At 59.4% G+C, this 18867-nt stretch carries 19 protein-coding genes; 3 read left to right on the top strand and 16 right to left on the bottom strand.

Going from position 1 to position 18867, the window contains the following annotated elements; genetic code table 11:
• Positions 1 to 2: 2 nt before the first annotated feature.
• The 15 genes from kdpC to ACYUCQ_RS04640 all read right to left on the bottom strand — a co-directional run bounded on the left by kdpC (position 3) and on the right by ACYUCQ_RS04640 (position 14834).
• Complete coding sequence (kdpC, locus tag ACYUCQ_RS04710; RefSeq protein WP_460253351.1) at positions 3 to 617, bottom strand: potassium-transporting ATPase subunit KdpC; 615 nt, start codon at positions 615 to 617, stop codon at positions 3 to 5.
• An 11-nt stretch (positions 618 to 628) separates the two neighbouring features.
• Positions 629 to 2662, bottom strand: coding sequence for a potassium-transporting ATPase subunit KdpB (gene kdpB, locus ACYUCQ_RS04705; protein ID WP_460253350.1), 2034 nt, complete (start codon positions 2660 to 2662; stop codon positions 629 to 631).
• Positions 2663 to 2673: 11 nt separating this feature from the next.
• Positions 2674 to 4371, bottom strand: a complete 1698-nt coding sequence (gene kdpA, locus ACYUCQ_RS04700) for a potassium-transporting ATPase subunit KdpA (RefSeq protein ID WP_460253349.1) — start codon at positions 4369 to 4371, stop codon at positions 2674 to 2676.
• A 2-nt stretch (positions 4372 to 4373) separates the two neighbouring features.
• Positions 4374 to 4463, bottom strand: a complete 90-nt coding sequence (gene kdpF, locus ACYUCQ_RS04695) for a K(+)-transporting ATPase subunit F (protein WP_460253348.1) — start codon at positions 4461 to 4463, stop codon at positions 4374 to 4376.
• 277 nt (positions 4464 to 4740) lie between these two features.
• Positions 4741 to 6273 carry a monocarboxylate uptake permease MctP gene (gene mctP / locus ACYUCQ_RS04690; RefSeq protein WP_460253347.1) on the bottom strand — a complete coding sequence of 511 codons (1533 nt, stop codon included), beginning with the start codon at positions 6271 to 6273 and terminating at the stop codon, positions 4741 to 4743.
• 10 nt (positions 6274 to 6283) lie between these two features.
• A complete protein-coding gene (locus ACYUCQ_RS04685) occupies positions 6284 to 6499 on the bottom strand; it encodes a DUF3311 domain-containing protein (protein WP_460253346.1) in 216 nt (71 codons plus the stop codon).
• A gap of 213 nt (positions 6500 to 6712) precedes the next feature.
• On the bottom strand, positions 6713 to 8245 hold the full coding sequence (locus ACYUCQ_RS04680) for a sodium:solute symporter family protein (protein WP_460253345.1): 1533 nt from the start codon (positions 8243 to 8245) through the stop codon (positions 6713 to 6715).
• 368 nt (positions 8246 to 8613) lie between these two features.
• Positions 8614 to 9222, bottom strand: a complete 609-nt coding sequence (gmk, locus tag ACYUCQ_RS04675; RefSeq protein ID WP_460253344.1) for a guanylate kinase — start codon at positions 9220 to 9222, stop codon at positions 8614 to 8616.
• A 3-nt stretch (positions 9223 to 9225) separates the two neighbouring features.
• Positions 9226 to 10131, bottom strand: a complete 906-nt coding sequence (locus tag ACYUCQ_RS04670; protein WP_460253343.1) for a YicC/YloC family endoribonuclease — start codon at positions 10129 to 10131, stop codon at positions 9226 to 9228.
• Positions 10128 to 11192: a DNA methyltransferase gene (locus ACYUCQ_RS04665; protein ID WP_460253508.1), complete on the bottom strand. Its 1065-nt coding sequence runs from the start codon at positions 11190 to 11192 to the stop codon at positions 10128 to 10130. Before ACYUCQ_RS04665 ends, ACYUCQ_RS04670 begins: the two co-directional genes overlap by 4 nt.
• 90 nt (positions 11193 to 11282) lie before the next feature.
• Positions 11283 to 12218: a heavy metal-binding domain-containing protein gene (locus tag ACYUCQ_RS04660; protein WP_460253342.1), complete on the bottom strand. Its 936-nt coding sequence runs from the start codon at positions 12216 to 12218 to the stop codon at positions 11283 to 11285.
• Between the two features lie 10 nt (positions 12219 to 12228).
• Complete coding sequence (locus ACYUCQ_RS04655; RefSeq protein ID WP_460253341.1) at positions 12229 to 12618, bottom strand: hypothetical protein; 390 nt, start codon at positions 12616 to 12618, stop codon at positions 12229 to 12231.
• Between the two features lie 28 nt (positions 12619 to 12646).
• Entirely contained in the window at positions 12647 to 13375 is a 729-nt protein-coding gene (locus tag ACYUCQ_RS04650; protein WP_460253340.1) for a PspA/IM30 family protein, read from the bottom strand.
• A gap of 21 nt (positions 13376 to 13396) precedes the next feature.
• Positions 13397 to 14227 (bottom strand): heavy metal-binding domain-containing protein, encoded by an 831-nt coding sequence (locus tag ACYUCQ_RS04645; RefSeq protein ID WP_460253339.1) that lies wholly within the window; start codon positions 14225 to 14227, stop codon positions 13397 to 13399.
• 205 nt (positions 14228 to 14432) lie between these two features.
• On the bottom strand, positions 14433 to 14834 hold the full coding sequence (locus tag ACYUCQ_RS04640) for a hypothetical protein (RefSeq protein WP_460253338.1): 402 nt from the start codon (positions 14832 to 14834) through the stop codon (positions 14433 to 14435).
• A gap of 192 nt (positions 14835 to 15026) precedes the next feature.
• Between ACYUCQ_RS04640 and ACYUCQ_RS04635 the strand changes: the two genes are divergently transcribed.
• The 3 genes from ACYUCQ_RS04635 to der are packed head-to-tail and all read left to right on the top strand — an operon-like array spanning position 15027 to position 18384.
• Positions 15027 to 15692 carry a tetratricopeptide repeat protein gene (locus ACYUCQ_RS04635; RefSeq protein ID WP_460253337.1) on the top strand — a complete coding sequence of 222 codons (666 nt, stop codon included), beginning with the start codon at positions 15027 to 15029 and terminating at the stop codon, positions 15690 to 15692.
• A 9-nt stretch (positions 15693 to 15701) separates the two neighbouring features.
• Positions 15702 to 17036: a PQQ-like beta-propeller repeat protein gene (locus ACYUCQ_RS04630; RefSeq protein WP_460253336.1), complete on the top strand. Its 1335-nt coding sequence runs from the start codon at positions 15702 to 15704 to the stop codon at positions 17034 to 17036.
• 13 nt (positions 17037 to 17049) lie between these two features.
• Positions 17050 to 18384 carry a ribosome biogenesis GTPase Der gene (gene der, locus ACYUCQ_RS04625; protein ID WP_460253335.1) on the top strand — a complete coding sequence of 445 codons (1335 nt, stop codon included), beginning with the start codon at positions 17050 to 17052 and terminating at the stop codon, positions 18382 to 18384.
• Between the two features lie 105 nt (positions 18385 to 18489).
• Here the strand turns inward: der and ACYUCQ_RS04620 are convergent, their stop codons facing one another.
• A complete protein-coding gene (locus ACYUCQ_RS04620) occupies positions 18490 to 18762 on the bottom strand; it encodes a hypothetical protein (protein ID WP_460253334.1) in 273 nt (90 codons plus the stop codon).
• Positions 18763 to 18867 lie beyond the last annotated feature (105 nt).

The raw sequence follows: 18867 nt of genomic DNA, 5'->3' as shown, positions 1-18867 counted from the left end.
GATCATCGCGCATTTAGCTCTGTCAATGCAAGATTGAGCTTCAATACATTGACATGCGGCGTGCCGATGACACCAAGCCACCGGTGCGTTGCCGAATGCTGCACCAAATGGCGCACCAGATTGATCGGCAGATGCCGCGATTGCGCCACCGATGGTGCCTGGCGCAAAGCGTTCGCCAGTGAAATATCCGGATCAAGGCCAGACCCAGAACTGGTCACCGCATCATCAGGCACCGGCCCCGACCCATAGGCCGCACGATAGGCGGCAATACGCGCGCGAACATGATCGATCATCATTTTATTCGTGGGCCCCGCGTTAGAGCCGCCGGATTCTGAAGCGTCATAGGGCGTCGGCATCGTCTGCCCTTGCGCATTGGTCCCGGTGAGCGCCGATGGGCGGGGCTGAAACCAACGCGCCGCATCAATGCTGTGTCCAGCGAAATTTTGCCCAATCAATGCCGAACCAATCACTCGGTCCTTGATCGTGAGCAAGCTGCCATTCGCTTGGAAGGGTGCTGTAAATTGCGCCAATTCGGTAAAACCCATCGGCAAGAGCACGCCCAGCATCAGGGTTGCGACCAAAACGAGTGACAAAGCAGAACGAATTTCGCGGATCATGATACCTCCTATCACGAAAAAATATGCAAGGCACCGAGCAACCAATCAATCGCCTTGATGCCGATAAACGGCGTAATGATGCCGCCAAGCCCATAGATCAATAAATTTCGGCGCAAGAGTGCCGCAGCACCCACCGCGCGAAATTTTACCCCGCGCAGCGCGAGCGGTACCAGCACCACAATGATCAAGGCATTGAAAATCACCGCCGCCAAAATCGCACTACGCGGTGAGGTCAGGTGCATGATATTCAAAGCCCCCAAACCCGGATAAGTGGCCACAAAAATCGCAGGCAGGATCGCAAAATACTTCGAGATATCATTGGCTATTGAAAAAGTGGTGAGCGCACCACGGGTAATCAGCAATTGCTTGCCAATTTCCACGATTTCGATCAGCTTGGTGGGGTCGCTATCCAAATCAACCATATTCCCCGCCTCGCGGGCCGCCTGCGTGCCGGTTTGCATCGCGACTCCCACATCGGCCTGCGCTAACGCGGGTGCATCATTCGTGCCATCACCACACATTGCAACCAGGCGTCCCTCCTCCTGGGCTTTGCGGATATAGCCAAGCTTATCCTGGGGTGTCGCCTCGGCAATCACGTCATCCACCCCAGCTTCGGCAGCAATCGCGGCGGCGGTAATCCGGTTATCGCCGGTCACCATCACCGTGCGAATACCCATGCGCCGCAAATCAGCAAAGCGCTCCTTGATCCCTGGCTTGACAATGTCCTTCAGCTCAATGGCCCCGAGCAAATGATCATCGACCGCCAGCGCCAGCGGCGTCGCCCCTGCCCTCGCAATCCGGGAGACGACATCGGTAAATTCCACGGGGGGCGCACCTGTTAGTTGCAACACCGAATCCACAGCACCTTTGCGCCAAGCCTGCACACCCACATCAATCCCCGAAACCCGCGTATTGGCGCTGAAGGGCACCAAAACCGCTTGATCGGGCAGCTCGGCATTGATTTGGTAGCGCTCACGCATCAGCGCCACAATCGAACGGCCCTCGGGTGTTTCATCGCCCAGCGAGGCCAACGACGCCGCCTGCGCCATCGCGCGTTCATCAACCCCCGGTGCTGGATAAATCGCCGCCGCCATGCGGTTACCAAAAGTGATGGTGCCCGTTTTATCAAGCAGCAGCGCATCAACATCGCCCGCCGCCTCTACCGCCCGCCCTGAGGTTGCCACAACATTAAACCGGATCAGCCGATCCATTCCCGCAATCCCGATGGCTGACAATAATCCGCCAATCGTCGTGGGGATCAGACACACAAACAATGCGGCCAACACCGCGATTGATAAATGGGTTTGCGAATAGGCGGCAAAACCACGCAAGGTCGCGACCGCGATAACAAAAACGACGGTCAACCCCGCCAGCAAAATATCAAGCGCAATCTCATTCGGCGTTTTGCGCCGCTCAGCGCCTTCAACCAGGGCAATCATCCGATCCAGAAAGGTCGCGCCAGGCTCGGCACGAATCCGCACCACCAACCAATCCGACACCACCTGTGTGCCACCGGTCACCGCTGAGCGATCACCGCCGGCCTCGCGGATCACCGGCGCTGACTCGCCGGTAATGGCGCTCTCATTGACGCTGGCAATACCTTGGATAATTTCGCCATCCGAGGGAATGATGTCGCCGGTTTCCACCAGAACCAGATCATCGCAATGCAAATCGGAGGCAGCGGTTGGCTTGTAGAGGGTAGGCACCCGTGGATCGAGGATCAATTTGGCCATCGTGTCCGAACGCGCCCGGCGCAGCGCATCCGCGCGCACGCGCCCGCGCCCTTCGGCAACAGCCTCGGCAAAGGTGGCAAACAGCACCGTCATCCAAAGCCACACGGCAATCGTCAGTGAAAATGCGCTCGGTTTGGCTTCGATCAAATGCAACAGCCCAACAATTGTCACCAAAGCGGCGATCACTTCGGTGGTAAAAATCACCGGATTGCGGATCAATTGTCGTGGATCGAGCTTCAGCACCGCATCAAGGCTCGCGCGGCGCAGAATCGCACGATCAAACAGGCTGATAATATCCGTGTCTGTGGTCATCGTGATCTCTCTTAAAAACTCTTGCCCGCATTCATCAGATAATGCTCCGCGAGCGGCCCGAGTGTGTCAGCGGGCATGAATTGCAAGCCACCCAGAATGATGATCACCCCGATCAATAAACCAATGAACAGGCCACCATCGGTGGGAAACGTACCGCTGGAGGACGGCAATTTCGGCTTCAGCGCAAGCGATCCGGCAATGGCGAGCACCGGGATCAGCACGGCAAAGCGGCCAAACAGCATCGCCATGCCCAATCCATAATCAAGCAACGGCGTGTTGGCCGATAGACCCGCAAAGGCTGAGCCATTATTCTCCGTGGCCGAAGTCCAGCCATACAACATCTCAGTCAACCCATGCGGCCCAGCATTGCTGAGCGAACCTAAGCCAGATTTGGTCAACAGCGAAAATCCCGCACCCGCCAAGATGAACATGGTTTGCACCAGGATTGCTAACATCGCGAGCTTGATTTCGCGCGCTTGCACCTTTTTACCCAGATATTCCGGAGTGCGCCCAACCATCAATCCTGCAACAAACACCGCGAGCAACGCGAACAGCACCATGCCATAAAGGCCTGAGCCAACGCCGCCCGGCGCCACTTCATCAAGCTGCATCAGAAATAACGGCACCAGTCCGCCGAGTGGCGTATAACTATCCGTTACCGAATCGATAGCGCCGGTTGATGTGCCGGTCGCGGCACTGTTGAAAGCCGTGGATTGCGCAATGCCAAAGCGCACCTCTTTACCCACCATATTGCCTGGCTGCGCGGCAATGCCCGCATGCACCAAAATGGGATTATTCGCGGCCTCCGCCGCGTAATCGCCAACCATGGCGAGGCCGAGTATCAGTGCCATCGCCGTGAACAGCGCAATCCCTTCACGCGGGCGCCCAATCATCCGGCCCAGCGTGATCGGAAGAGCGAACCCGATGACCAACATCAGAAAAATCTCAAAAAAATTGCTCAGCGCTGTTGGGTTTTCAAAAGGATGCGCCGAATTGGCATTGAAAAACCCGCCGCCATTGGTTCCCAGCTCCTTGATTGCCTCCTGCAAAGCAACCGGGCCGCGCGCAATGGTTTGCACGCCGCCCGCGAGTGGATGGACCGTTGCAAATGGTGCAAATGTTTGGGGAACACCGGCATAAAGCAGCAGGATGGCGGCAATCAACGCAATGGGAAGTAAGAGATAGAGGGTTATTCGGGTGATATCGACATAGATATTACCAAGCGTGGTCAAACCACCACTCACGAAGGCGCGCATCAGTGCGGCAGCAACGGCAATACCGGCGGCGGCAGAGATGAACATATGCACCATGAGGCCGAACATTTGCGCACCGTTCGAAATTTGGGCCTCCGGTGCATAAGCTTGCCAATTAGTATTGGTAGCAAAACTAACTGCCGTATTAAACGCCAGCATCGGAGCCATGCCCGGAATATGCTGAGGATTAAACGGTAGATCATTTTGCAGCCGTAAAATGGCATAGAGCAATAGCACATGGAACGCACTCAGCAGCAGCAACGCAATCGCATAAGCCTGCCACCCCATCTGCCGCGCCGGGTTAATCCCGCATAGGCGATAAAATCCCCGCTCGATGGGACCGGCAAAACGTATATGGCCGCGAAAAATCATCGCAATATAGCGCCCAAGTGGCATAGCAGCCGCCAGGACGACCCCCATCACGAGGCCAATATAGCCAAGCCCGTGGAGTGTCATGATCAAAAATCCTCCGGTCGGATCAAGGCCCAAACCAAATAAAACAACAATCCGAGCGAGACAGCAGCACCGAGGGCGACGTCAATCATCATCAGATCCGATCACAAAACACGACATAGACGGCAAACAGCGCAAAGCTCGCAACCATGACCGTGATGGCCAAAAAATCCCCCATAATCCGCTCCACTCGATCAGTCCCGCATCATTGCGCCGCAATCGCGCAGGCCAGGACAACGCCGATCAATGGGCGCTCAGGGCATAAAAAAACGAGCCGAAGACCCGGCCCATTTCATAAAAATCATATAAAAATCATCCCGCCGACCGGTGAAATCACCGATCGGCGGGATGGAAGCAGCCTATCTCAAACGATCACGCATAGTCAGACGCACTCGTGACATCGCGGGTGCGATCCGAGGCAAAAGCGTGAAACACCGGCGATAGCACCGTCGCGACAATCACGTTCAGCGCGAAGGTCACAATGGCGATATAGCAAGGGATAACCATGCCAAAAATATGGAACGGGTAGATCGCACCCGCCAAATGATTGAGCAGAGCCAAGTGCGTGGCCATAGCAAAGCCGCTGGCCCAGCCAATCAGCAGCGCCCAGCCATTATAAAACCGGGTGAACAGGCTGAACACGATGGAGGGAAAAATCTGGATCATCCACATCCCGCCCAAAAGCTGCAACTGGATCGCATATTTCAGCGGCAAACCAAACACGAAGGCCAGCGCTCCAACGATCATCACAATCGAGAATAATTTCGCCACCATCGATTCTTGCGCCGGCGAAACACCCCCATGGATAAATTGCCGCCAAATATCGCGGGTGAAAATATTCGCCGAGGCAATCGCCATGATTGCGGCGGGCACCAGCGCACCAATCGCAATCGCCGCGAAAGCAACGCCCACGAACCAGCCGGGCAGCGTATGCAGCAGCAAGGCTGGCACCGAGAAGTTCGGACCGAATTCCTTAAAGCCTTTGGCGAATTGCGGCATCGTGCTCACCCCGGCCACAGCGGCCATCGCGCCCAGCAAGGTAATCAGCCCCAGCATGAACGAGTAAGCTGGCAAAATAACCGCATTGCGCCGCACCACCTCGCGGCTGCGCGCCGACAAAATACCGGTCATCGCATGCGGGTATAAAAACAGCGCCATGGCCGAGCCGAGTGCCAGTGTTGCATAACCAGAATAAATACCAGTCCCGCCCTTCGGCGGATGCGCGAGCAACAGCTTCGCCGGCGCCAATTTGGCGAAAATCGTGCCAAAACCACCCAGTTCGGTGGGGATAACAATCACCGCCACAATGATCGTCAAATAAATCAGGATATCCTTGACAATCGCGATCATCGCCGGTGCGCGCAAGCCAGAGGTAAAGGTGAAAGCGGCCAGCACCAAGAAGGCAATAATCAGCGGCAGGCGGGCGCCCAACCCAGCACCAGTGATGCCAAGCCCGCCAATCACCGTCTGCATACCAACAAGCTGCAAGGCGATATAGGGCATGGTCGCGAGGATGCCGGTCAGCCCAACGGCGAGGGCCAGATAGCGATTGCCATAGCGCCCGCGCACGAATTCCGGCCCGGTGACAAAGCCGTGCTTAGCAGAAACCCGCCAAAGTTTGGGGAAAATCACATACAAAATCGGATAAGCGACGATGGTGTATGGCACAGCAAAAAACGCAATCGCGCCCGCGCCGAACATCAAGGCCGGCACAGCAATGAACGTATAGGCCGTATAGATATCACCACCGATCAGAAACCAGGAGATCAGCACACCAAACTGCCGCCCACCGAGGCCCCATTCATGCAATTGCGACAAATCGCCGCCCTTCCAGCGGGCCGCGACGAAGCCAAGAATCAACACGCCAATCACCAGGATGGCGAAAATAACCGTTGCAATGGTCATGATGCAGTCCTCAGCGTTCAGCGCGATAGACGATGAAAATAATCACCGCCGATAACGGCACCCAGAGCAACTGATACCAGTAAAAGAACGGGAACCCGGCAAGCTCCGGCGATTTGCTATTGTAAAACGGCACCCAAAGCGTCGCGATGAACGGGACCAGCAACAGCCACCGCAACGGCGAGGACCGCGCCGGGGTTTGGTCGGTTACATCTTGTGGATCAGACATCGTCATAGCCCCCCTTGGTAAATGTCACTGCACGATCCAGCGCGCAGCGACGCGAATATTATAACCAAGCGGGCAAGGACAACCTGATCGATTCCTCTCGAACCAACGGTTCGGCCCGAAACGATCCAGAAGCTTGGCCCCGCAAGGCGAAATCATATTTCTGTTCCCAGCGCGCGATCTAGAACGAATATCGATATCCGTGCAAGCGGCCCCTCACGCATAATCCGACGCAACGGTCCGATCACGGCTGCGATCAGAGGCAATGCGATGAAAGAGCGGCGATAACGCCGTGGCCACCACCACATTGACGCAAAATGTTACGACCGCGATATAGCAAGGCACGGTGTAGCCGAACAGATCAAACGCGTAAATCGCGCCGCTCAGATGGTTCAGCAGCGCAAGATCGGTCGCCATCCCAAAGCCCGCAACCCAACCAATAAGCAAGGCCCAGCCATTGTAAAAGCGGGTGAACAGGCTGAACACCACGGCGGGAAAGGTCTGAATAATCCACATCCCGCCAAGCAATTGCAGTTGGATCGCGTATTTGAGCGGCAAATCGATCTCGAAAACCAAGCCGCCCAGGATAATCGCAATGGCGAAGAGCTTCGCAATCAGCGCTTCCGCCCCTGACGTCATCGAAGGCGCGATAAATTGCCGCCAAATATCGCGGGTAAAAATATTGGCCGCCGCAATGCCCATAATCGCCGCCGGCACCAGCGCAGCAATGGCAATGGCGGCGAAGGCAAGGCCAACGAACCAGCTTGGCATGGCATGGATCAACAACGCCGGAAAAGAGAAATTAGGGCCGTAAATGCGAAAACCCTCAGCAAATTGCGGCATCTTGCGCACGCCCGCCGCCACCGCCATCACCCCAAACAGCGCGACCAAACCCAGCATGAAGGCGAATGCCGGCTGCAAAAATGCGTTACGGCGCACCACGTCGCGGCTGCGCGAGGCCAGAATGCCGGTCATGGCGTGCGGATATAAAAACAGCGCCATCGCCGAGCCGAGTGCCAAGGTCGCATAGCCCGAATACAGGCCCGACGACCCCGCCGGCGGATGCGCGAGCAGCAAATGAGCCGCCGATACTTTGCCAAAAATAGCGCCAAATCCACCCAACGCCGCCGGGATCACGACGAATCCGATAATGACCGTCAAGAAAATCAGCATATTTTTGACCACCGCAACCATCGCCACCGCGCGCAGCCCGGACGTCACAGTAAACAATGCCACCAGCGTCACCGCCATGATCAACGGCAAATGCGCGCCCAAGCCGGTGCCATTAAACCCAAGCGCGCCAATCACCGTCTGCATACCCACCAATTGCAACGCGATATAAGGCACCGTTGCCAAAATGCCGGTCACGCCAATCGCCAACGCCAACAGCCGGTTGCCATAGCGCGCGCGCACAAACTCAGCGCCGGTTACATAGCCATATTTCGCCGAAACCCGCCATAATTTTGGAAATATCACAAACAGCACAATATTGGCCATCAACGTGTAGGACACCGCGAAATACGCCAAGGCCCCTGCGCCAAACATCAAGGCCGGCACCGCAATAAACGTATAGGCCGTATACACATCGCCGCCCACCAGAAACCACGACATCGCCAAGCCAAATTGCCGTCCGCCCAGCCCCCATTCATGCAGTTTCGACAGATCATGGCCCTTTAATCGGGCCGCACTATCGACAATGATCAACACACCAATGACCAGAACAACAAAAATAACCGTTGCTAAACCCATACCCCGATCCTCGGCCCGTTGGCCTGGTTGAACAGTGGAAACACCCTGAGATTGCGCCAAGCACAACCTACGCGCTCATGCTGCATATACATGAAAAACGCAACATCAAAAGCATCCGGATGATGACATAACGATCACGCGACAATGCCGAGCGCAACAGACGCATAATATTGGCCGGTCATCAATGACCACACCGGCGTCAAATCAGTATCATTAATTGCCAAATTAAAGCATAAGACCGACATAATGCAGAATAATTAAACTCTAGAGCATTTTCCGTTCGCATAAGCTCACCGACAATGCTCTAACTCATTGTTTTGGCAAGCAACTTTATCCGATCAGATGATTCCATCTGATCGGATGTTGCTCTAGCCGTCCTCGCCAATCAGCGCCAAATCGTCTTGCCGCGCGCTCGCCAGCCGTGCGGCGCGCAGGATCGCCCGCAAATCGCCCAGCGCCTGCTCAAGATCATCATTGCGCACGATATAATCAAACTCGCTCTGATGCGCCCATTCGGATTGCGCCGCCGCCATCCGCCGCGCCACATCCTCGGCGGCATCGCCGCGCCCCTGCAAGCGCTCCCGCAACGAAGCCAAGCTCGGCGGGCGGACAAAAACACCAACCACATCGCCCGGCAGCGCCGCCCGAATTTGGCGGAACCCCTGCCAATCAATATCGAACAACACATCCTGCCCAGCCTGTAGCCGGGCCACCACCGGCGCGCGCGGCGTGCCATAAGAGCGGCCAAACACGGTCGCGTGCTCTAAAAACGCCCCCGCCGCCACCATCGCGGCGAATTGCGCATCGGTCTTGAAAAAATAATGCTCGCCCTCGCGCTCACCGGCGCGCGGTGCGCGCGTCGTCGCGCTGATCGAGAGCGCAATCGCTGTGTCCGCCGCCAGCAAACGGCGCGACAAGGTTGTCTTGCCCGCGCCCGAAGGCGCTGCCAGCACCAGGCATAATCCGCGCCTGCTCACGCCTCACTCCACATTCGCCACCTGCTCGCGCAATTGCTCAATCGCCGCTTTCAGCTCCAGCCCCAGCGTGGTCAATGGCAGCGAGGCCGATTTACTGCACAGCGTATTCGCCTCGCGATTAAATTCCTGCACCAGAAAATCCAGCCGCCGGCCAACCCCCCGCGCCTCAGCGAGCAAAGCACGCGCCGCCGCGCAATGGGCATCCAGCCGATCCAGCTCCTCAGTCACGTCGGATTTTCCCGCCAGAAGCGCAATTTCCTGCGCCAAGCGCTCAGGCGCCACCGGCTCCGCACCGCCGAGCAACGACGCCAGCGCCTGCTGCAGCCGCGCCTGATGCAGCGCCGGTTGCGCCGCCGCCACGCGGCGCGCCCGCAGGGTGAGATCCTCGACCCGATCGAGTGTCACCGCCAGAATAGCCGCAAGCCGCGCCCCCTCGGCCCGGCGCGAAAGGGTCAGCGCGGCCACCGCCCGCTCAAACAACCCAACGATGCTCTGCTCCAACGCCTGATCCGCCGCCGGATCCGCCTGATCAACCGCGTCCGCCCGGCTCAGCACGCCGGGCAACGCCAGCACCGCCTCGGCACGCGGCGGCGCTGTGTTGGGCAGGCGCGCGCGGATCTCCTCAATCGCCGTCAGCATCGCGCCCAACGCCGCCTGATCGACCACCAACCCTGGCCGCTCCTCGCGCTTGCGGCTGATCGTCGCGGTTACATTGCCGCGCCCCAAAGCCCGCTCGGCGAGCGGGCGCAAAGTCGCCTCCAGCCGATCCAACCCCGGCGGCAGGCGCAATTTCAGGTCCAACCCACGGCCATTGACGCTGCGAATCTCGACCACTAGCGCATCGCCCGGCTCAGCCACCCGGGCGAACCCGGTCATCGACGCGAGGTCGGGCGGTGGATCAGCGCTCACAGGCGCATCGTCGCGCGCAGCGTATCAATCGCGACCAACCGGCCATCGCGCTCGATATGCCAGAAACTCCAGCCATTGCAGCTCGCAGCATTCTGCACCGCCGCCCCCACCTGATGGATCGAGCCGCGCACCGCCCCCGCAATGATCGTCCCATCCGCCGCCACCACCGCGCGCACCCGGCGTAGCCGGTCATGCAACACCGTGCCCGCCGGAACCATGCCCTGCTCCACCAAGGTGCCAAACGGAATCCGCGGCACATCCCGCCGCGACAGGGTGGATGTCAAATAAGGCGGCGCCGCTCGCATCGCCTTCAACCGCGCCCAACCCGCCTCGACATAGGCAGGATGCCGCTCAATCCCGATAAAATGCCGATTGAGCCGCTTGGCCACCGCCGCCGTGGTCGCGGTGCCGGCGAACGGATCGAGCACCACGTCGTCAGGATTAGTCGCTGCCAGGATAACCCGATGCAACAAGGCTTCGGGCTTTTGCGTGGGGTGCAGCTTCAAGCCGTGATCATTGCGCAGCCGTTCCGCGCCGGTGCACAGCGGCAAGGTCCAATCCGAGCGCATTTGCAAATCTTCGTTCAACGCCTTCATCGCCTGATAATTGAACTTATAGCGCGAGGTCGGCTCGCGCGCGGCCCAAATCAAGGTTTCATGCGCGTTGGTAAAGCGCCGCCCGCGAAAATTCGGCATCGGGTTGGATTTACGCCAAATCACATCATTCAGAATCCAGAACCCCAAATCCTGCAAAATCGCGCCAATCCGGAAAATATTATGATACGAACCAATCACCCAGATCGTCGCATCCTTATGCAACAACCGCCGACACTCGCTCAGCCAAGCGCGGGTGAACGCATCATAGGCCGCGAAATCGGCAAATTTATCCCAATCATCATCCACCGCATCGACCAGACTATCATCAGGCCGCCGCAACTCACCGCGCAGCTGCAAATTATAGGGCGGATCAGCGAAAATACAGTCGATCGACGCATCGGGCAGCATCCGCATCATCTCGACGGCATCGCCGAGAAGCAACTGATCGAGCGGCAATTCGCGAATAGCGTGCACGGGCAATGGGAACCTCAGATATCGTCAGCCCCTTATACCTGACGAATCGCCCGTGACCGCGTCAATGGGCTTTTGTCGCGACTAAATAATATCCTCCGCCGCTTCAAGCGAGGGCGCCTTGGCCCGGCCCATCATCAACACCGCGCGCGGTTTGAGCGATTCATGCTGGTTGCGCCGGTGCAGAATCGTCGTGCCAAACGCGATATGCCGACATAAATATTGCGTCGGCTCTTCATTGCGGCCCTCTTCGCGGAACATTTCGGTGAATTGCACCCGCCCCAAAACCCCCGAGCCGCGCAGACTGCGCGCATGCCGACGCATGCCATCAACCGCCGAGGCACGCACCCGGCGCTGAAACCCGGCCAGCACTTCCAATTCCTGATTGTAAAAACTGCGCCGCGCATCCGCCCAGCCGTACGGATCGGCCATCCACTCGAAATGCGCCCCCACCGCCAGCCCGATGGGCAAAATTCCCGCCTCCAGCAGCCGGGCAAACTCCAATTGCGACACGGTCGCCACCAAAGGCGGGCCGCTATGGGCGTAGCCCTTGATCGTCACCGCGGTTCCGGTCACCGCATAATCCATCGAAGATCGCGCCTCGGCATCGTTCAGCCGGCGCGTCTTCAGCCGCACCTCCACCACCGCGTGCGCCCCCATCAATTCGGCTTCATGCTGCATGCGGGCAATCGCCGCATTCCAGCCATCACGATGGCCCTCGGTCCAGGAAAAGCCGAAATGAAACCAGCAATTGCCGGACACCATGCCCAGCGTTTCGATCCCGTGAGTGTGCAACGTGAGCAAATCGGCGGGCGATGCGGTGGAAACCCAGGGCAATTTGCCCGCCGCCGTATGGCGCAGCCGCTCGGCCACGAAACCCGGCACGCTATTGCGCCGGAGTGCGACCGACCATTCCTGCATCCGCGCATCTTGCCGCGCCACCTCGGCGGGATCTTGCGCTAGCGGCACCTGCGCCGCGACCGCCCCCACCACGCCCTTCAGTAAATCCTTGAACGACATGGCGCCCTCCTCAGGACATCAGAAAATCATGCAAAACCCGGTGCGCACCCTCGGCATCGGTCGATAATTTGGCCAAGGCCGCGCTCAACTCATCCAACCATTGCGGCACGGTCAGCGTGTCGCGCTTCAACACCACCCCATGGGTGCCGCGCGCCCGGCTCGCCTGCAGCAATCCCGCCTCGTTCTCCAACCCGTAGCGCGCGTCACCGGTATCCACCGTAATCGCGCGCACATGGGCGGTTTTCGAAAATAGCCCGTCTTTTTTGCGCACGACCTGCACCCGGCCCGGCAAAGCCTGTTCCAGCCGGATCGCCAAGGCTTCGAGAAAGGCAGGCTGGTCCGCCGCCGCCCGGCGCATAAACGCCGCGTGCAGATCCAACCCACCCGTGCTGTCACTCATGGGTGCCGTCACGCATCGGTAGTCTCACTCACGGTTTATCCGCCTCGGGCTTGGGGGCTGATCCCTCCATCTCGGCGCGTAATTTGGCCAATTGGTCATCAATCCCCGCCTGATCCCGCAATTTCGCGATTTCGTGATCATTGCCGGTGCTGTGGTCAGACGGATCATGGATCACGCCCTCATCCATCAACCGTTCCATCGCCTCGGCCTTGGCTGACATCGCATGGGTCTTGTCGCGCGCATGCTGGATCAAATCACCAGCCCCGCCCAACCCTTTGCCAATCCCGGCCAATTGCTGATCCACCTTCAGCTCCGCCTCGGCGGCATGATGCTCGGCCTTTAGCGATTCTTTTTCGGTGCGGAATTGTTCGATTTTATCTTCGAGCTTTTGCTCATAGAGCTTTAATTTATCAGCCTGCTGCTTCACGTGCTCAAGCGAACCCTGAATCGGCTCCAGCCGGTGCTCCTCAGCCGCCTTATCCGCCAACGCCGCCCGCGCCAAATCCTCGCGCCCGGCTTTCAGGGCAATGCGCGCATCATTATCATGCCGGTCGATCGCGGCTTTATGATCGGCAATCTGATGCTCAAGCGTGATTTGCTCGGCAACCACATCGGCCAAATGGCCTTTGGTCTCCTGCAAGCTGGTCAGCATTTTCTCATAGGATAAATCTAGCTCGGCATCGGTATCCTCTGCCGCATCGAGAAACTTATTGGCCTTCGCCGCCACCAGATTGCTAAAGCGCGATAACAAACTCATTTCCACACCCCCCTTTTGAGGTTAATCATTCACCGGCAACACAATTTGCGGGATCAATTTCTCCGGCAGCACCGATTTATCCTCAACCGGCGTCACCGCCGTCCCCACGGCAAAAAATTCGATCACATGGGGCTGCCAATTATGCGACCCTTCTTTGAGCTGCACCCCAACCACGCCCTCGGCCTTGGCCTCACCGGCCTCGCGCTGCATCCGCTCCATCGCCAACTCGCGCGCATCATACAGCGCTTGGGTAAACACCTCGATTTCGGTGTTGCGCCCGACATTCCCGAGCGAGCGCATCACGCCCTGATGCGCCATGTGATACACACACGAGCCCATCACCATTTCCAGCGGCCGATAGCCCGATTGCAGCAACAGCCACAAATCCTGACCCGACAAATCCGAGGTGAATGGCTTGCCGCCCACGCCCTTGAACATCGGATGACCGGCGGAATGCGCAATCGCGGTGCCAATCGCCATGAATTCCAGAATATCCTGGTCCCATTCCATGCGTTTGACTTCAAGCCGCACGCCAACAATCCCATCGGCATGCAGCGCCGAGGCTTCCTGCTCCATGCGTGACATGGCCAATTCGCGCGCATGATACATGGCTTGCGAAAGCACGGTCATTTCCTGGTTCTTGCTCCAGGAACTATACTGCACGCCCACATGATAAATGCAGGAGCCGACCACCAGGCCAAGTGGCTCGAACCCGGCCTCGCGCACCATCAAAAATTCATTGACCGAGAAATCCGAGGTAAAAATCCCCTCATGGCTGCCTTCGCTACGCAAACCGCGCAACCGCTCCAGCGCTTGATGCGATAATTGGCCGGAATTTGGCGCCGTATCCATGGTTCGCTCCTCCGAATGATGGTCAGATCGTGATGGTTTAAGGGCTGCTTTGTTGCGTTATTAAAATCGATAATCGCGTCAGCCTCACCCTATCGGGTTTCACCGCGCGGTCAAGCCATGCACCCCCCCATCATCGCCCTGGCGCAGCACATCGATCATGGCTCGCGCAAGCGTGATCCGAACCGGTGTGCTTATGTCCAGCCGCTTAGGGCCAACCATGATTGCGATTGGCCAATTGTGCCCGGCTCAACCGGTTCGGCCCCTCAGCGACCGGCGGCGCATGATCCGGCAAATTTTCCGGGTCAGACCAGCATGTCACCTGCCCCAATGTGCGGGTGCAATAGGGGATGGGCGGCGGCAACGGCGCCGGATTGCGGCAATAGCTTTTGCCCGCATCCAGCCGGGCCAACGAACAATCACGATGCAAAGCGAGCGAGACAATCGCATCGGGAATCGTGCGATGAATCGTGGTCAGCGCCACCAGATTCGCCCCAGCGCCAATGCCCGCATCCGCCCCCGCGCTCAAGCCACAGCCACTCAGCCCCAGCAAGCCCGTGACCAGCCCGCCCAGCAGCATGATCCTTTTGATCCATCGTCGATGCGTCATGCTCGCTTTATCGCGCCAAAAGGTGAAAATTCAGTTACGTTGCTCAAAGCGGTCAGCACCGCTATGTAGGGCGCGAACAGGCGATTGGGGCGTCGCATCGCTGGCCCCATCGCCTGTCGCCAGCGACCCAGACCCTGCGATATAGACCCCGCGATACAGACCCAGCGACACAGACAGAGAGCGAGACCAGGCGTGCCCGATATTTTTGACGAAGTTGCCGATGATCTGCGCGCCGATCGCACGCGCCAATTTTTGCTCCGCTATGCCGGTGCCTTCCTCGGTGCCGCCTTGCTGGTTCTGGCCGGCGTGGGCGGCTACAAATTCTGGCAATGGCACCGCCATCAACAAGCCCTGCACGCCGCCTCGCTCTATCTCGGCTTGACCGACCAGATTGCCGCCGCCGGCCCCGCTTTGACCAATCAAGAGCGGCTGACCGATGCGGCAGATTTGCTCAATTTCGCCAAAACCGCCCCGACTGGCTATAAGCTGCTCGCGCAATTGCGCGCAGCGGGCCTGTATCGCGACGCCGGGCAATTGCCCAAAGCCCAAGCGCTCTGGTTGCAGATCGGCGCATCAGCCGAGGGTCATCCGGCCCTGCGCGATCTTGGTAATCTGCTCTGGGCGCAGAGCGCCCTCGGCACCGCCCCCGCCGCACAAGTGAGCGCCAAACTCAAACCGCTGATGAACCCGAACAATGCCTGGCATGACATCGCCCAGTTCGACCAAGCGGTGCTCGATTTGCATCAGCACAACGATGCCGCCGCCAAATCCCTGCTCCAGCGCGTGACCGATGATCCCGCGACGCCGGCGGGCCTGCGCAATCTGGCGCAAGGCTTGCTCTCAACCGTGCAATCCTAGGTCCGCCCGATGCAGCGTCCCATCAAAATCGCCCGCCGCACCGCGCTCATGCTGCCGGTGGGCCTCCTCGCCAGTTGCGGCCTGTTCGACAGCAAAAAGAAAAGCATCGTCCCCGGCGTGAAAATCCCGGTGATTGCCACGCGCAACCCGCTCAAAATCGATCCGCAAGCCCCGCCCATCAGCCTGCCCACCGCTGCGACCAACCAAGCCTGGTCGCAATCGGCGCGCAATGCGCTGCATGCCACCGGTAATATCGCGCTGCCCGAGCAGCTCGGCGAGGCCTGGCACAGTTCCATCGGCGCCGGTGCCACCTATCGGCGGGTGCTGCACGCCGCCCCGATTGCCGCGAACGGCCAAGTTTTCACCATGGACGCCAATGGCTTTGTCGATGCGTTTGATGCCAGCAATGGCCGGCGCGTCTGGCGTAAATCCATGCGCCCCAAACACGTCACCAGCTTCGCGCTCGGCGGCGGGCTGGGTTTTGCCGATGGCACCTTATTTGTCGCCACCGCCTTTTCCGAGTTGCATGCGCTCGATCCGGCCAGCGGTGCGCTGCGCTGGCAAAAATCGCTCGGCCAGCCGGCCCGCTCCGCGCCCACCATCGGCGGCGGCTCGGTCTATCTGGTCCAGCTCGACAACACGCTGGTCGCTCATGACGCCAAAACCGGCGCTTTTGGCTGGCGTTTCCCCGCCGGCGAATCGGTCAATTCCGTGCTCGGCGCCGGTGCGCCCGCCTATCAGCACGGCATCGTGGTCGCTGGGTTCGGCACCGGCCTGATCGCGGGCATCCACGCCGAAACCGGCACCGCCATCTGGGAACAAAGCCTCGCCGCCGGCTATGATGCCAGCAACCCGCTAAACATCGCGACCATCCTGGCGGACCCGGTGATCAGCGGCAATCTGGTGATCGTCAATTCCGTCTCCGGCTCCACCGTCGCGTTCGATCTGCGCTCCGGTCGCCGCATCTGGAGCCATAGCGCCGGTGCGTCATCCACCCCCGCCGCCGCCGGCAATTGGCTGTTTCTCCTGACCGATGATCAAACACTCGCCGCGATCGATGCCATCGAAGGCCGCGTCGCCTGGGTGACGCAACTGCCCGCCTTCCGCAACGAAAAATCCGATTCCGGCCCGATCACTTGGCACGGCCCGCTGCTTGCGGGCACCCGCCTGATCCTCGCTGGCGATGATTCCCGGCTGCTGATGGTCGATGCGATGACCGGCGCGCTGCTCGATCAACCCGCCCATGCCCTGCATTTGCGCGGCAAGGCCGATCACGCCCCCATCGCCGTCAACGGCCAATTACTGACCCTGACGCGCAATGCCGTCCTGACCAGTTACCGATAAGCATCCTCGCACCGTGGAACCCAAAATCGCCATTTGTGGGCGGCCCAACGTGGGTAAATCCACCCTGTTCAACCGCCTCGTCGGTCGGCGCATGGCGCTGGTCGATGACACACCCGGCGTCACCCGCGACCATAAAGAAGGCTGGGCCGAATTATTTGGCCGCCGCGTGGTGCTGATCGACACCGCCGGTCTCGAAGAGGCCCCGCCCGAAACCCTCGCCGGGCGGATGCGCGCCTCCACCAGCACCGCAATCGACACGGCTGACCTCGTGCTGTTCATGTTTGATTGCCGCGCCGGCTTGCTGCCCGATGATCGCCATGTCGCGGCCTGGCTGCGCCGCTCCGGTCGCCCGGTGCTGGTCGTCGCCAACAAAGCCGAAGGCCGCGCCGGCGCCAATGCCGCCCTCGAAGCCTTCGAGCTCGGCTTTGGTGAACCCATCGCCATTTCCGCCGAGCATAATGAGGGCGTGTCCTCCCTGATCGCCGCCATGCTTGAGATGCTCCCCGAGACCGGCCCGCAACAGCCCGAAGCGGACCGCCCGCTGCATCTCGCCATCCTGGGCCGTCCCAATGCCGGCAAATCCACCCTGCTCAACCGCCTGCTCGGCACCGAACGCTCAATCACCGGCCCCGAACCCGGCCTCACCCGCGATGCCATCGCCGCCGATTTCACCGACCGCGACGGCCATCGCTACCGGCTGATCGACACGGCAGGCTTGCGCAAACGCGCCCGCGTCGATGAGGGGCTGGAAAAAATGTCCACCTCCGCCACCATCGAGGCGATGAAACGCGCCGATTCCGTGATCCTCGCGGTCGATGCCGCACGCGGCATGGATGATCAGGATTTCCAAATCGCCCGGCTGATCGAGCGCGAAGGCCGCAGCCTGATCATCGCCCTCACCAAATGGGATCTGGTCGAAGACCGCGACGCCACCCGCCGCGCCATCCGCGAGCGGTTGAACGATTCGCTCTCGCAGCTCAAAGACATTCCCGCCATCCCGATTTCCGCCGAAACCGGCGAGGGCATCGGCAAAATGCTCGCCGCCGTGCAAGACGCCGCCACCATCTGGAACACCCGCATCCCCACCGGCGCGCTCAATCGCTGGTTCGAAGGCGCGCTTGAACGGTTCCCGCCGCCGCTGGTCGAAGGACGACGGCTGAAACTGCGCTATATCACCCAAGTCAAAGCCCGCCCGCCCAGCTTCATCCTGTTCGGCACCCGCGTCGAATCCACCCCGGATTCCTATCAGCGCTATCTGGTCAACAGCCTGCGCGAGCACTTCAAACTGCCCGGCACGCCGATCCGCATTTCGCTCCGTGGCAGCAAAAACCCCTATGATCCGAGCTAGATCAATATTGGTTTTGGTTGACCAGACATAGTCGACCGAAACCAATGAAATTGATCGGCAAACAAGGGTGAGAGCGTGATTAATGCCAACCCAGCACGCTCTAAATCAACGGGTCAATGATTGTTTGGATGATTTGCCGCGAAACCACTGCATCAACGGCGATTGCCGAAACCGCCAAAACCCATACAGCGCCAAGCCGCCCAGCACCATCACCGCCGCACTGACCAGCGCCGCCCAGAGCAGCGAAATCCCGACCACCAAAACCACCCCAACGATCGCAATCCGCAGCAAAACCGTGCCCAGCCCCGGTTTCGGGGCCGGCGCAAAACTGCCGTCAGGCTGCATATCGATAATCGGGCCGGGTTCGCGTTTCATCATTCTAGCTTGGTGCCCCCCAAGCCGCCATGCAAGAGCGGATCGAGCCGCTCCCCGCACCATCCGACCCAATCAAATCATCGGATCGGATAAAATTCCTCTCTAAAA

It is taken from the genome of Acidiphilium sp. MT5 (assembly GCF_054767495.1).
Note: the sequence above shows the minus strand (reverse complement) of the source record. Positions and strands in the feature narration are given on the sequence as shown.